The organism is Candidatus Methylomirabilota bacterium, assembly GCA_035260325.1.
Taxonomy (GTDB): domain Bacteria; phylum Methylomirabilota; class Methylomirabilia; order Rokubacteriales; family CSP1-6; genus AR19.
Genome location: DATFVL010000020.1, coordinates 1 through 12,642, shown reverse-complemented (window position 1 = coordinate 12,642; position 12,642 = coordinate 1). Strand labels below are relative to the sequence as shown.

Genomic DNA, 12,642 nt, shown 5'->3' with positions numbered 1-12,642 from the left:
CCCCGCCTCGCCGACCAGCCTGAGGTAGCCCTTGGCCAGCTCGCGCAGGAGGCGCCGGCGCTCGGCGCCCGGCGCGTGCGTCGCCTTGATCTCCTTCACGCGGGCGTGGGCCTCGGCCGACCTCGGCAGGATCTCCTGCTGCGCGAAGGCGCGCGCCTCGTGCATGAGGCGCTGCTCCTCGCGCGTGTAGAGGTGCACCTGGCCGCTCGACACCGACCAGCCGCCGGGCATGGTCATGTCCGGCAGGCCGATGGCGCGGAAGAGCTCGGGGTCCACGGTCATGAGCTCACCTCGTTCCCGGGTCGCCCCCGAAGACGCCGGACGCGCGAAGCGCGGCGATCCTGTCGGGAGTGTACCGCAGCAGCTCGCGCAGGATCGCATCGGTGTGCTCGCCGAGGCGCGGCGCGCGCGCCGGCCGGGTGACGGCGCCCTCGGTCCGGATCGGCGAGGCCACCTCGTGGAGCGTGCCGAACTCCGGGTGCTCGACCTCGAGGATCATCCCGCGCTGCCGGATCTGCTCGTCGTCGAGCGCCTCGCGCATCGAGTTCACGGGGGCGCACGGCACGCGGCCGCGCAGGCGCCGGAGCCAGTCCGCCGTCGTGCGCGCCGCGAACCGCGGCTTGAGGATCGCGAGCAGCGCCTCCTTGTGCGCGAGCCGGGCGTCGAACGACGCGAAGCGCGCGTCGCGCGTGAGCTCCGGCAGCTCGAGCGCGTCCACGAGCGCCTCCCAGAACTTCTCCTTGCTGCAGAAGACGACGAGCCAGCCGTCGCGCGTCGCGAAGTTCTGCGCGGGCACGAGGGTCTGGTGCCCCGAGTCTTCGACGCGGCGGGGCGCCCACCCGCGGTTCAGACTCCAGATCGCGAAGTAGGAGAGCATGCTCACCGCCGTGTCCAGGAGCGACACGTCGAGGTCGCGCCCCCGGCCGGTCCGCTGGGCGTCCCAGAGCCCCGCCAGGAGCCCGGCGATCGAGACGTAACCGCCCGCGAAGTCCACGACGGAGACGCCGCACTTGCCCGGCGGGCCGTCGGGCTCGCCCGTGAGTGTCATCCAGCCCGCGTAGCCCTGGATGAGGTAGTCGTACGCCGGCTCCGCGGCGCGCGGCCCCGTCGTGCCGAAGCCCGAGAGCGAGCAGCAGACGATCGCCGGGTTGACGCGCCCGAGCGTCTCGTAGGTGAGGCCGAGCTTCCGGGGGAGGTCGCCACGCAGGTTGTTGTACACGGCGTGCGAGACCCGCACCAGGTCGTGGAGCACCGGCGTCGCCTCGGGCCGGCGCAGGTCGAGGGCGAGCGACTTCTTGCCGCGGTTGAACGACTGGAAGTAGAGCGAGTCGCCCGCGATCTGGTAGGGCGGCACGTAGCGCGAGACGTCGCCGCCGACCACCGGATCCTCGATCTTGATGACCTCGGCGCCGAGCTCGGCGAGCGCCTGGGTCCCGAAGGGACCCGCGCCGAACTGGGAGACGGCGACGACGCGGAGGCCGTCGAGCGGCGGGCCGCTCATCCGGGCAGCTTTCCCTCTCCCAGCGTCGCGTGGTTCTTCTTCGGCACGAGGGCCTTACGGCGGAAGGTCATCACGACCTCGCCGCGCTGGTTCGTGACCCGAGTCTCCGCTCTATTTCGAGATTGGCAATGGCCCGTCCTGAAATGTCTGCGACTGTCATTCCTATCCCGATCGCGAACACGAGCGGCCCAGGACGAGCTGCCCGTGCCGGGTGTGCTTCTCGGCGTAGTTCGCGTCGGAGTGGACCGGATGCTGGTTCAGCGTGAGCACGGCGACTACAGTATCCGATTCTCAGCGCTTCGCAATCGTCGTCTCCGCTGGGACCCGGCGATGACGCCCGGCGAGCGGACCATGCCTCGCCCCGCCGGGTCCGCCCTGTCATGCGTCTCATGACTCTCATCGCGGACCTAACTCGCTCGACAGGGTGCTGAATGCGCGATGACAGCGGGCACGTTCGTTGCGCCCGACCCCCGTTGACAACCGCGCGGGATTCCACGACAGTCGCTGCGCGATGCGAAGGAAGGCGCGATGAGTCGGCCGCTCGGCATGTTAGCGCTCATCACCGCCCTGGGCGCGGCGCTGATCTTCACCAACCTTGACGACCGCTACCTGTGGGAGGACGAGGCGGAAACCGCTCTCCTCGCCCAACGCGTCCTCCGATTCGGCGTGCCCATCGCATGGGACGGGCGTGACCTGATTTCTCAGAGATGCGGGACCGATTACGACGCCAACTACCTCTGGCGCCAGACCCCCTGGGCGCAGTTCTACGTCACGGCCCTGTCCTTCAAGCTCTTCGGCGCTGACACGCTGACCGCCCGCCTCCCCTTCGCCGCGCTCGGCGTGCTCGCGATCGTATCGCTCTACGTCCTCGGCGTCTCGCTCTTCGGGGACCGCGGGCTCGCGCTCCTGGCCGCCGCCATCCTGGTGCTGTCGGTGCCGTTCCTGCTCTATGTGCGCCAGACCCGCTACTACGCTATTGCCGTGCTGGCAGGCATCTGGGTGCTGTACTTTTTCTTCGCCCTGGTTCGTGACCGTCGAGGTGCGCTGCTCGGCCTGGCGCTCGCGATGACCGTCCTCTTCCACGCGAACTACCTCGTCTTTTTCGCGACCGCTGCCGGCCTCGCCCTGGCGTTCGTGGCGGTCTGGTTCGAGACGCGCGCCGCGCTCCGGCTGATCGGCGCGGTGGTGGCGGCGCTCGCGATCAACCTCTCGTGGCTGGCGATCTTCGAGGTGCGGGGAAAGGTGAGCTACACCGTCGCCGACTTGTCCGTCCAAACCTTCGCCGTAAGGGCGTGGCAGTACCTATCCTGGACCGAGCTGTACGCGTGCTCCGTCGTGCTCCTGACGGCACTCGTCGCCGCTCGCTCCCTCCTGACGTTCGGTAGGCCGCAGCAGCAGAGCTGGCCCGCGCTCCGCGTCTGCGTGTCCCTGGCGCTGTTCGCGCTCGGCCACATCCTGGTCCTCTCGGCCGCGCCGTTCCTCTTCTTTCGCTACCTGGTCAGTCTCCTCCCTGCGTTCGCGCTCCTCGAGGCGGCAGTTATCCGCGCGCTTTGGTCGGCGAACCGGCTCGCCGCGGTCGCCGGGTGCGCATTGCTGCTGTTCGTCGACCGCGCCGATCTCGTGCATGCATCGCTCGGCTCTACGCCGGCCAAGTACGTTTACGAGATCACGCACCACGTGCCCGGTCCGATCGGGGGCATCGTCCGCCATCTGCGCGACCACGCCAAGCCGGGAGAGCGGATCTTCATCTCGTACGGCGACCTCCCGCTCCGGTTTTACACGGACCTCGAGGTGCGGGGCGGCCTGGGCTGCCAGGGCTTCGCCGGCTGGCCGCTGCCGGACTGGATCATCGACCGGTTCTTCAGGTTCGGGACCAACGAGCGCGGCTCGTCGCCCGGCTCGGCCGAAGACGCCGAGCGGACGCACCGCTACCTCCGGGAGATCCCTGTCACACGCTACGACGAGACCCGGCTCCCCGTGGTAGACACGGTCTGGGAGAATATCCCCGAGCCCAACATGCACATCTACCGCGCGCCCACCGACGGGCGCCGCATCACCGTCCACCGGAAGGTCTTGCCGTGAGGGAATCGCACCGCTGGCGCAACCGAGAGTCCAGCAGGCGACGAGGTAGTGGTGGGACAGGACGGGATCGTCATCCGCGGGGCGCTCCCGTCCAGATCGCGGATACTGGCGCCGCCTCGTCCTCGAACCACCGCCCGTAGGGCATCGTCGCCGTCCTAGCGCGCGCGCTCGTCGGGTCGCGGCCGGAGCTGCGCCACCAGCGCCTCGACGACGTCGCGGCGCTCGAGGTCGATCTCGAGCGGGATCGAGAGGAGCTGCGCGGCGTCGCGGTAGTAGCGCTCGACGGGGAACTCGGTGGTGTAGCCGTAGCCGCCGTGCACGCGCATCGCCTCGAGCGTGACGTCGCAGGCGGTCTCCGCCGCGAGCACCCGGGCGAGCGCCGGCCACTCGCCGCCGCGCCCGGCCGCGTCGTACACGAGGAGCCGCGCCGCGGCCGTGCGCGTGGCCATGTCGGCGAGCTTCAGCTGGATCGCCTGGTGCTGGCAGATGGGCTTGCCGAAGGTCGAGCGCTGCTGCGAGTAGCGGAGCGCGGCCTCGAACGCGGCCTGGGCGAGGCCCACCGCCGTCGCGGCCGCGCCGAGGCGGAGGAGCGCGAGCGTCGCGTCCTGGGAGGCGCCGCCGCCGCCGGCGGCGCCTCCGAGCGCATCGGCGGGGGACACCGCGACGCGCTCGAGGAAGATCGCCGCCCGCTGGACCCCGCGCGTCCCGAGGTCGCCGGGCGGGTGGCCCACCGACAGGCCCGGCGCGTCCCGCGACAGGACGAAGCAGGTGCGGTCCGTCTCCCGCGTCTCGGCCCACACCAGGAGCACGTCGGCGCGCGGGGCGTTCTCCGCGATGGCGAGTCCGTCGAGCACCCACCGGCCCTGGTCGGGCGTCGCCTCCGCGAGACCGCGCCAGGCCGGCGTGGCGAGACGCTCGCCGCGCGTCAGCGGGCCGAGCAGGCGCGCGCGCTGCTCGGGCGCGCCGAAGCGCGCGACGGCGTGCGCGGCCGCCGCGTGGGCGACGAGGACCGTGGCGAGGGCCGCCGACCCCCGCGCGAGCTCCTCGACCAGCATCGCGTAGGTCCGGAGGTCGAGGCCGAGGCCGCCGTCGCCCGCCGGCACCAGCGCGCCGAAGACGCCGAGCTCGCCGAGCGCGCGGACGAGCTCGCCGGGCCAGGCGCGGCCGGCGTCGAGCGCCTGGGCCACGGGGACGACCGCCTTCTCCACGAACTGCCGGACGGCGAGGACCATCTCCCGGCGCTCGAGGGTCTCGGCCTCGTGCGAGACGAGGGCGCCGAGCCGCTCGCCGTGCCGCTCGACGAGCTGCCGCGCGATGATCGTGCGCTGGATCTCGTTGGTCCCCTCGCCGATGAGCATGAGCGGCGTGTCCCGGTAGTACCGCTCGACGTTGAGCCCCGCGCTGACGCCGGCCTGGCCGAAGGCGCGGAGCGCCGCGAGCGCGACCTCGTGGGCGGTCTCGGAGGCGTAGAGCTTCGCCATCCCCGCCTCGAGATCGCAGCGCTCGCCGCGGTCCTTCATGCCGGCGGCCCAGGCCGTGAGGAGGCGGGCGGCGGCGACCCGCGCCGCCATGTCGGCGAGCGCGGCCGGCGCCTCGACCCTGTCGGCCGCGTCGCGGAGCGTGTCCTCGTACGCGGCCTGGGCGACGCCCACCGCGCGCGCGGCGATGTTGATGCGTCCGGTCTCGAGCCCGCTCATGACGTGTCCGAAGCCGCGCCCCTCGACGCCGCCGACCAGATTGGCGGCGGGCACGACGACGTCCTCGAAGAGGAGCTCCGCCGTGTCCACGCCCTTGTAGCCGAGCTTCGAGATGGACTTGACGACCTTGAAGCCGGGATGGCCCGCCTCGACGATGAAGCAGGACATGCCCGTGTGGCGCGGCTCCACCGCGGGATCGGTGAGGGCGAGGAGCGCGAAGGTGTTGCCCTCGCGCCCGTTGGTCACGAACATCTTGGTCCCGTTGAGCACGTACGCGTCGCCGCGCCGGCGCGCGACCGCGCGGATCGCCTGCACGTCGGTCCCCGCGTGGGGCTCGGTGAGCGCCAGGCCGCCGCGCGCCTCGCCGCGCGCGAACCGGGGGAGGAAGCGCCGGCGCTGGTCGTCGGTCCCGTGGTTGAGCACGATGAGCGCGGCCATCGTGTGGCTGTTGAGCACCCCGGCGAGCGACATGAAGCCGCGGCAGATCTCTTCGATGACGCGCGCGTAGGTCGCGCAGTCGAGGCCGAGGCCGCCGTACGCCGCGGGCACGAGGGCGCCGAAGAGGCCGAGCTCGCGCATGCGCGCCACGAGCTCGTGCGGGTAGCGGTCGGCGTGCTCGAGGGCGGCGGCCGCCGGGCGCACCTCGCGCTCCACGAACTCGCGCACGGCGGCGACGATCGGAGGGCCGGTGGCGCTCGGCACGGTGCTCACGGTGACTGCATACTACAACAGCGGGAAAGGCCGCGGCCGGGGCGTCCCTAGTACACGTTCTTCTCGCGGTGGCGGCCGAAGAGCTACGAGGCCGGTCGGGGCAGCCGCTTGTCGAGCAGCGTGATGATCCGGTCGAGCCGCGTCTCCAGCCCATCGAGGCGCGGGACCACCTCGTTCCTGAACTCCGCCGGCGAGGACCGCGTCGATGCCGTAAGGCCGAAGACCATCGTCACGAGCAAGCCCACGACGCTCAGGAGGATACCGGCGTCACGAAACACGCCGAGCGCCTCCAGCACCGGGCCCTGCTCATCTCGAGTCAAACGTCAAACCCGGCCCGCCAGATCGAGCGCGGCGAGGAGCAGGGTGTTCGCGCCGTACTCGATGTCGTCCAGCCGCGTGAACTCCTCCTCGCAGTGGCTCCGCCCGCCGCGCGAGGGGACGAAGATCATCCCCGTCGGGCCGATCGCCGCCATGTACTGGGCGTCGTGGCCGGCGCCCGAGAGGAGCCGCCGGTACCGCGCGCCGCTCGCCTTCGCGGCGCGCTCGACCGCCGCGACCACCTCGCGGTCGAACGGCGTGTAGGGCACGCGCCAGTAGTGCTCGAGCTCGTAGCTGACGCCCTCGCGCTTGCACGCGTCGCGGACGAGCCAGTCGAGCCTCGGGAGCGCCCGGTCGAGCGTCTCGTCCCGCGGATCGCGCATGTCGATCGAGAGCGTGACCTTGCCGGGGATCGCGTTCACAATGTTCGGGCTCACCGTGAGGTTGCCGACGGTGGTCACGAGGTCGCCGCCGAGCTCGCGCGGGATCCGCCGCACGCCGGCCACGACGTCGGCCGCGGCGACGAGGGCGTCGTGGCGGATCCGCATGGGCGTCGGGCCCGCGTGGTCCTGGACGCCGTGGATCGCGAGGCGCGACCACGAGATGGCGACGATGCCCTCGACGACGCCCACGGAGAGCCCCTCCTCCTCGAGTCGCGGTCCCTGCTCGATGTGGAGCTCGAGGTAGGCGCGGATCGGACGCGCGACGCAGGGCTCGGGGCCCAGGTAGCCGATCCGCTCGAGCTCGTCCACGAGGCGGATACCGTCCTTGTCGCGCGCGTTGTAGGCGTCCTCGAGGGCGATCTTGCCCGCCATCACCCCGCTCGCGATCATGGCCGGCTGGAAGCGCGCGCCCTCCTCGTTGGTGAAGATCGCGAGCGTCACCGGGTGGCGCGTCCGGACCTTCTGGTCGTCGAGCGCGCGGATCGCTTCCAGGCCGGAGAGCACGCCGAGCTGGCCGTCGTACTTGCCGCCCGTCGGCACGGAGTCCACGTGGGAGCCCATCATCACGGGCGGCAGCGCCGCGGCGCCGGGGCGCTCGCCGAAGATGTTTCCCATCCGATCGATCGTGACCCGGAGGCCCGCCTCGCGCATGCGCGCCACCATCCAGTCGCGCCCGCGCTTGTCCTCGTCGGTCAGCGCCAGACGGGTGAGCCCGCCCCGGGGGGTCTCGCCGATCCTCCCGAGCTCCTCCATGGACTGCTCGAGCCGCTTCCGGTCGATCCTCATCGGGCCTCCTGTAAGGATTCCGGGAATCTAACCTTTTCTTGACCGCGATGCCTGCGAAACCTCATCTTATAGGGCGCCCATGAGGCTCAATCGCCTGGCGCTCCTCGCGGCCGTGCTGGCGCTCCTCGCTCCGTGGGCGCCCGCTCACGCCCAGAAACCGCAGCGGGCGGAGCGGCCCACCTACCAGGTCGGCGACCGGTGGATCCGCAACGACGGCGTCTACGAGCTCGTCAGGATCGAGGATGACATGTACGTCTTCGCCTCGGGTCCCGGGCGCCAGATCCATCTGGGTCGGGATCTCGCGATAGGCAGAGTGCACTTCGGCGAGCGCCTGGGAGTGTTCGACCCGCCGCCGAAGCTCTCCTGGCCCCTCGAAGTCGGGAAATCGGGCTGGGGCCGCGTCCGCTGGCGGGGCTTCAACGCTCCGGCGGGCACCATGGTGTCGGCGATCGTCGCGTGGAAAGTCGAAGCCATGGAGCCCGTCCAGGTGGCGGGCACCGCGCGCGACGCCTTCCGCGTGGCCTTCGAGGTGAAGTGGCCGGCGCGCCACGGCGGGTCCGATGGCTATCGCACGTGGCAGCTCTGGTACGCGCCGGACGCGAAGCAGTGGGTGAAGGGCGAGAGCGAGGACCTGGGGTTCCTGCGGTTCGCCGTCGTCGCGATCGATCAGGAGGGGCCGGCGCCGCTCGCGGTCGCCCTCCAGGCGCCGCGCGATGAGGAGCGCGTCGCCGTGCCCCTGATCGTGCTCCAGGGCAGGGCGACGAGCGGCCGCGGCGTCGCGCGCGTGACCGTGAGCCTCAACGGCGCCGAGATTGCGCTCCCGATGCCGGAGGCGGCGGAGGCGGCGATCACGCTGAACGTCCCGCTCAAGCTCCGGGAGGGACGCAACGTCGTCCTCGTCACGGCCGCGGAGCCCGGCGGCGCCACGCGCCAGGAGGCGCGCGTCGTGTTCTACGACAAGGCCGTGGCCGCCGCGCCGGCAGCACCGCCGCCGGTCGAGCGCCCGGCGCCGCCGCCCGCACCGCGTGTCGAGCCGCCGAAGCCCGAGCCCGTGATCGCCGCCGCGCCGCCCCCGCCGCCGCTCACCGTCGCGCTGACCTCGCCGATGGACCAGCTCCGCGTCGAGCAGGAGACGATCGCGCTGGCGGGCCTCGCCTCGGGCGGCCGCGGCGTCGCGCGCGTCACGGTGACGCTGAACGGCGTCGAGGTCAAGCGCGTCGCCGAGGCGCAGCCGCTGCCGGCGCTCCCCGTGAACCTCCCGCTGAAGCTCGCGGAGGGGACCAACACCCTCGTCGTCACGGCGTCGGACGCGACCGGCGCCGTGCACCAGGAAGTCCGGACCGTCGTCTACGAGAAGATCGTGCCGCTCAGCGTGGAGTTCCGCTACCCGGACGATCGCGCGAAGGTCGCGCAGCCCACGACCGTCGTCGTCGCGACGGTCGCGTCGAGCCGCGGAATCGCCAGCGTGAGCGTCACGGTGAACGGCGCGGAGGTGCGGATGGGCGACGAGGTCGCCATCCGCGACATCCGGGTGGCCCAGCGGCCGAAGCCGGAGGCCGCGGCGGGCGGCCCGCGGAAGTCCATTACGCTGACGGTGCCGGTGACGCTCGCCGAGGGCACCAACGTCATCGTGGTCACCGCGACCGAGCCCGGCGGCACGGCGCGCCAGGCGGTGAGGGCGGTGAGCTACGAGAAGGAGGTCGCCGCCGTCGTGCCCGCCGAGCCCGCGGCGCCGCCGGCGCACGTGCGCAGCCAGTGGGCGGTCGTCATCGGCGTGGGCAAGTACGAGGCCTCGTCCATCCCGACGCTCCGGTACAGCGTCGCGGATGCCGACGCCGTCTACCAGACGCTGATCGGGCCGGCCGGCTTCAAGAAGGACCGCGTGCTCCTCCTCACCGACAAGACCGAGCGCAAGCCGACGCTGCGGAACATCAAGTGGGCCCTCGGGACGTTCCTGGGCCGCTCGGCACAGAAGGACGACACGGTGCTCATCTACTACGCGGGCCACGGCGCGCCCGAGGTGGACACCCGCGGCGTCGAGCGCGACGGCCTCGCCAAGTACCTGATCCCGAGCGACGCCGACCCGGACGACCTCTACTCGACCGCGCTCCCGATGGACGAGCTCCACGCGATCTTCGGCCGGATGGAGGCCGAGCGCGTTGTCGTGTTCCTCGACGCCTGTTACAGCGGCGCCGCGGGCGGCCGCACCTTCGCGTCGAAGAAGACGCGCGCGGGCGCGGTGGACGACATGTTCCTCGACCGGCTCACGCGCTCCAAGGGCCGCGCGATCATCACCGCGTCGCGGCCGAGCGAGGTCTCGATCGAGCTGCCCGACCTGGGCCACGGGATCTTCACCTACTACCTGGTTGAGGGGCTCAGGGGCGCGGCCGATCTGAACCGCGACGGGATCGTCACCCTCCAGGAGCTCTACGAGTACCTCGAGCAGCAGGTCACGCAGAAGTCGCGCGCGGTCGGCGGCAACCAGCACCCCGTCATGAAGGGCGAGCTCGAGGGCGTGCTGCCGCTGGTGAAGGTGCGCGGCCGCTAGGGTCTACGAGTCCCCGATAGGCGCGCTTCAACCGCGAGGCCGGCGGCGGACGAGCGCGCGCAGACAATAGATCCACGCGCCGACGGCGATCGCGTCGGTGATCAGGGCGAAGACCCAGAACACCGCGAACTCGAGGCCGCTGGCCAGCAGGAGCAGCGAGAGCGGACCGAGCGGCACCGGCGCGCGTCCGCGCGCCCCGCCGCCGAGCGCGAGCCAGGTCATGAAGACCCCGCCCGTCGTGAGGAAGGTCAGCGCCGTCGCGGCCGCGAGGACGCGGCCGGTGACGGGCGTCGGGAGCCGCAGCGAGAGGGCGTAGAAGCCCCCGAAGACGAGGCCAAGGGCGAAGCCGGCCACGATCCAGCGCGGCGCGCCGAACGTCCGCTCGGGCACGGAGAGGATGTCGGCGGTCGCGAGATAGAGCACCGCCCCCGTCACGACGGTCAGGATCCCGATGACGACGGGTGCGCGCCGGTCGTCCGCCATTGGCGCCCTCAGGATAGCCGGTTTAGACTCCAGGGAGTGAGCGCCGAGCACGGCCACCACGCCCTCGGGCCGGACACGATCCGCTTCTGCCCCCTCTGCGGCGCGCCGCTCGCCTCCGAGCCCGTGCCGCCGGATCAGCGGGAGCAGCAGGTGTGCTCGCGCTGCCGGTTCGTCTTCTACCTGAATCCGAAGGTCGTCGGCGCGACGCTGCCCGAGCAGGACGGCGCGGTCCTCCTCACGCGGCGCTCGATCAACCCGGGGCGCGGGCTCTGGACCTTCCCGGGCGGCTTCGTGGACTTCGGCGAGACGGTCCCCGCCGCGGCGATCCGCGAGACGCGCGAGGAGACCGGGCTCAGCGTGGACCTCACCGGCCTCCACAACGTCTACAGCTACCCCGACGCGCCGGTCATCGTCGTCTACACGGCGCGCGTCGTCGGCGGCACGCTCACGACGTGCAACGAGAACGACGCGCTCGAGTGGGCCGCGCCCGACGCGATCCCCTGGGACGCGCTCGCCTTCCGGTCCACGCGCGAGGCGCTCCGCGAGTGGGTGGCGGCGAAGGGGCGGATGCCGCGCGGCTAGGCGCGCGAGGGCAGGGCGACGGCCGCCTTGCCCGTGACGACCTTCTCGCCGCGCTGGTTCTCGGCCCACACCTCGAGCTCCACCGTGTGGACGTCGTCCTTCGACGAGATCGCGAGCACGCGGCCCTTGCAGGTCACGGTATCTTTCAAGCGCACGAGCCCGGCGAAGCGGACGCCGAGCTTCCGCACGCTGCCGGCGCCCGCCCAGTCGGTCAGCGCCTGCGCGACGAAGCCCATCGAGAGCATGCCGTGGGCGAAGACCCCGCCCATGCCCGCCGCCCGGGCGAACTCGTCGTCCTGGTGGATCGGGTTGAAGTCGCCCGAGGCGCCCGCGTAGCGCGTGAGCTGGATCTGCTGGATCGGACCCTTGACGAGCGGCGGCAGCTCGTCGCCGACCTTCACGTCGTCGACGTAAACCGTCCCGTACTTCACAGGCGGACCACCGTGATGTGCCGCATGGTGGCGACGATCTCGTTCGTCGTGTCGGTGATCGCGGTCTCGCGGACCACGAAGGCCATCGGGCCGCTCTTGCCGGTCTTTTCGTAGACGTCGAGGACCTTCGACCGGCAGACGTAGCTCTCGCCGGGCCTGATCGGCCGGAAGATCTCGAACTCCTGCTCGCCGTGGAGCACGCGTGAGATGTCGGTGCCGAGCTCGCGGAGGAGCGCGCCGGTGTCGGCGGTCTCGTCCCGGAACGTGATGGTGAACGTCGGCGGCGCGATGATGTCACCCCACGGGGACGCCCGCCCGACGCGATCGTCGAGGTGGAACGGGTTCGCATCGCCGATCGCGCGGGCGAACTCCTTGATCTTCCCGCGCTCGACGGTGACGACGTAGGGCGGGAACTCCTTGCCGACGACGCCCTTGTTGATCTGGATCGGCATCAGGCGGACCCTTTCTTCAGCGCGCGCCCGAGGAACTTCGCCATGTCGGGGACGACGAAGCGCTCGTGGCGCCCCTCGGCGATCTTCTCCTTCTCGTCCCACGCCTCGACACTGAAGAGGAACCGCCGGCCGTCGGTCTCGAGGAGCGTCGCCTTCGCGCGCACCTTCATGCCCACCGGCGTCGCGGCGAGGTGCCTCATCTCCACCATCGTCCCGACCGAGCCCGCGCCCGCGGGGAGGTGGGGATGGATGACGGCGCCGGCGGCGCTCTCGAGGAGGCCCACGACGAACGGCGTGGCGAGGACGTGGACGCCCGCGTTCCCCATCGCGTGCGCCGTCTGGTCCTCGGTGACGGTGTAGCCGGCCTCCGCGGCCGCGCCCGACGTCCAGTCCATCGGCCACGCTTGTACCGCGGATCGCGCCGCAGCCGCAAGCCCGTGTCATCATACGCGGGTGTCCAAGTGGCCCGCGGCGGCCGGCGCGTTCGTCGTCTCGCTCGACTCGATGGTCAACATCGCCTTCCCCGCGATCGCCGCGGCGTTCGGCACGCCGCCCGAGCGCGTGCGCTGGATCATCGTCTGCTACGTCTTCACCTACGCCGTCATGTC

At 71.7% G+C, this 12,642-nt stretch carries 12 protein-coding genes and 1 pseudogene; 3 read left to right on the top strand and 10 right to left on the bottom strand.

Going from position 1 to position 12,642, the window contains the following annotated elements:
• Both VKG64_01400 and VKG64_01395 read right to left on the bottom strand, forming a co-directional pair.
• Positions 1 to 282: hypothetical protein (locus VKG64_01400; GenBank protein HKB23680.1), on the bottom strand; the 282-nt coding region annotated here is incomplete at its 3' end.
• 4 nt (positions 283 to 286) lie between these two features.
• Positions 287 to 1,501: a CoA transferase gene (locus VKG64_01395; GenBank protein ID HKB23679.1), complete on the bottom strand. Its 1,215-nt coding sequence runs from the start codon at positions 1,499 to 1,501 to the stop codon at positions 287 to 289.
• A gap of 528 nt (positions 1,502 to 2,029) precedes the next feature.
• Between VKG64_01395 and VKG64_01390 the strand changes: the two genes are divergently transcribed.
• Positions 2,030 to 3,583, top strand: a complete 1,554-nt coding sequence (locus VKG64_01390) for a glycosyltransferase family 39 protein (protein HKB23678.1) — start codon at positions 2,030 to 2,032, stop codon at positions 3,581 to 3,583.
• A 155-nt stretch (positions 3,584 to 3,738) separates the two neighbouring features.
• Here VKG64_01390 and VKG64_01385 read toward each other — a convergent pair whose 3' ends face one another.
• The 4 genes and pseudogenes from VKG64_01385 to VKG64_01370 form a co-directional block, all read right to left on the bottom strand.
• Positions 3,739 to 4,815, bottom strand: a complete 1,077-nt coding sequence (locus VKG64_01385; protein ID HKB23677.1) for an acyl-CoA dehydrogenase family protein — start codon at positions 4,813 to 4,815, stop codon at positions 3,739 to 3,741.
• 57 nt (positions 4,816 to 4,872) lie between these two features.
• A pseudogene (locus VKG64_01380) lies at positions 4,873 to 5,982 on the bottom strand (acyl-CoA dehydrogenase family protein).
• Between the two features lie 92 nt (positions 5,983 to 6,074).
• Positions 6,075 to 6,287 (bottom strand): hypothetical protein, encoded by a 213-nt coding sequence (locus VKG64_01375; GenBank protein ID HKB23676.1) that lies wholly within the window; start codon positions 6,285 to 6,287, stop codon positions 6,075 to 6,077.
• 27 nt (positions 6,288 to 6,314) lie between these two features.
• Positions 6,315 to 7,538: a Zn-dependent hydrolase gene (locus tag VKG64_01370; protein HKB23675.1), complete on the bottom strand. Its 1,224-nt coding sequence runs from the start codon at positions 7,536 to 7,538 to the stop codon at positions 6,315 to 6,317.
• A 79-nt stretch (positions 7,539 to 7,617) separates the two neighbouring features.
• Here VKG64_01370 and VKG64_01365 point away from each other — a divergent pair, with 79 nt between their 5' ends.
• Positions 7,618 to 10,086 carry a caspase family protein gene (locus VKG64_01365; protein ID HKB23674.1) on the top strand — a complete coding sequence of 823 codons (2,469 nt, stop codon included), beginning with the start codon at positions 7,618 to 7,620 and terminating at the stop codon, positions 10,084 to 10,086.
• Between the two features lie 27 nt (positions 10,087 to 10,113).
• Here the strand turns inward: VKG64_01365 and VKG64_01360 are convergent, their stop codons facing one another.
• A complete protein-coding gene (locus VKG64_01360; protein HKB23673.1) occupies positions 10,114 to 10,569 on the bottom strand; it encodes a hypothetical protein in 456 nt (151 codons plus the stop codon).
• Positions 10,570 to 10,605: 36 nt separating this feature from the next.
• Between VKG64_01360 and VKG64_01355 the strand changes: the two genes are divergently transcribed.
• The gene (locus VKG64_01355; GenBank protein HKB23672.1) at positions 10,606 to 11,151 is read left to right on the top strand and encodes an NUDIX hydrolase; all 546 of its coding nucleotides are present in this window, start codon (positions 10,606 to 10,608) and stop codon (positions 11,149 to 11,151) included.
• On the opposite strand, the gene VKG64_01350 is transcribed toward VKG64_01355, so the two are convergent.
• The 3 genes from VKG64_01350 to VKG64_01340 are packed head-to-tail and all read right to left on the bottom strand — an operon-like array spanning position 11,148 to position 12,429.
• Positions 11,148 to 11,582 (bottom strand): MaoC/PaaZ C-terminal domain-containing protein, encoded by a 435-nt coding sequence (locus VKG64_01350; protein ID HKB23671.1) that lies wholly within the window; start codon positions 11,580 to 11,582, stop codon positions 11,148 to 11,150. The genes VKG64_01355 and VKG64_01350 overlap by 4 nt on opposite strands.
• Positions 11,579 to 12,034 carry a MaoC family dehydratase N-terminal domain-containing protein gene (locus VKG64_01345; GenBank protein HKB23670.1) on the bottom strand — a complete coding sequence of 152 codons (456 nt, stop codon included), beginning with the start codon at positions 12,032 to 12,034 and terminating at the stop codon, positions 11,579 to 11,581. Before VKG64_01345 ends, VKG64_01350 begins: the two co-directional genes overlap by 4 nt.
• On the bottom strand, positions 12,034 to 12,429 hold the full coding sequence (locus VKG64_01340) for a thioesterase family protein (GenBank protein ID HKB23669.1): 396 nt from the start codon (positions 12,427 to 12,429) through the stop codon (positions 12,034 to 12,036). Before VKG64_01340 ends, VKG64_01345 begins: the two co-directional genes overlap by 1 nt.
• Positions 12,430 to 12,642: the final 213 nt, after the last annotated feature.

Coding starts and splice junctions, on each gene's coding strand:
- VKG64_01390 (HKB23678.1), top strand. CDS start 2,030: ATGAGTCGGCCGCTCGGCATGTTAGCGCTCATCACCGCCCTGGGCGCG.
- VKG64_01385 (HKB23677.1), bottom strand. CDS start 4,815: ATGGTCCTCGCCGTCCGGCAGTTCGTGGAGAAGGCGGTCGTCCCCGTG.
- VKG64_01370 (HKB23675.1), bottom strand. CDS start 7,538: ATGAGGATCGACCGGAAGCGGCTCGAGCAGTCCATGGAGGAGCTCGGG.
- VKG64_01365 (HKB23674.1), top strand. CDS start 7,618: ATGAGGCTCAATCGCCTGGCGCTCCTCGCGGCCGTGCTGGCGCTCCTC.
- VKG64_01395 (HKB23679.1), bottom strand. CDS start 1,501: ATGAGCGGCCCGCCGCTCGACGGCCTCCGCGTCGTCGCCGTCTCCCAG.
- VKG64_01340 (HKB23669.1), bottom strand. CDS start 12,429: ATGGACTGGACGTCGGGCGCGGCCGCGGAGGCCGGCTACACCGTCACC.
- VKG64_01345 (HKB23670.1), bottom strand. CDS start 12,034: ATGCCGATCCAGATCAACAAGGGCGTCGTCGGCAAGGAGTTCCCGCCC.
- VKG64_01360 (HKB23673.1), bottom strand. CDS start 10,569: ATGGCGGACGACCGGCGCGCACCCGTCGTCATCGGGATCCTGACCGTC.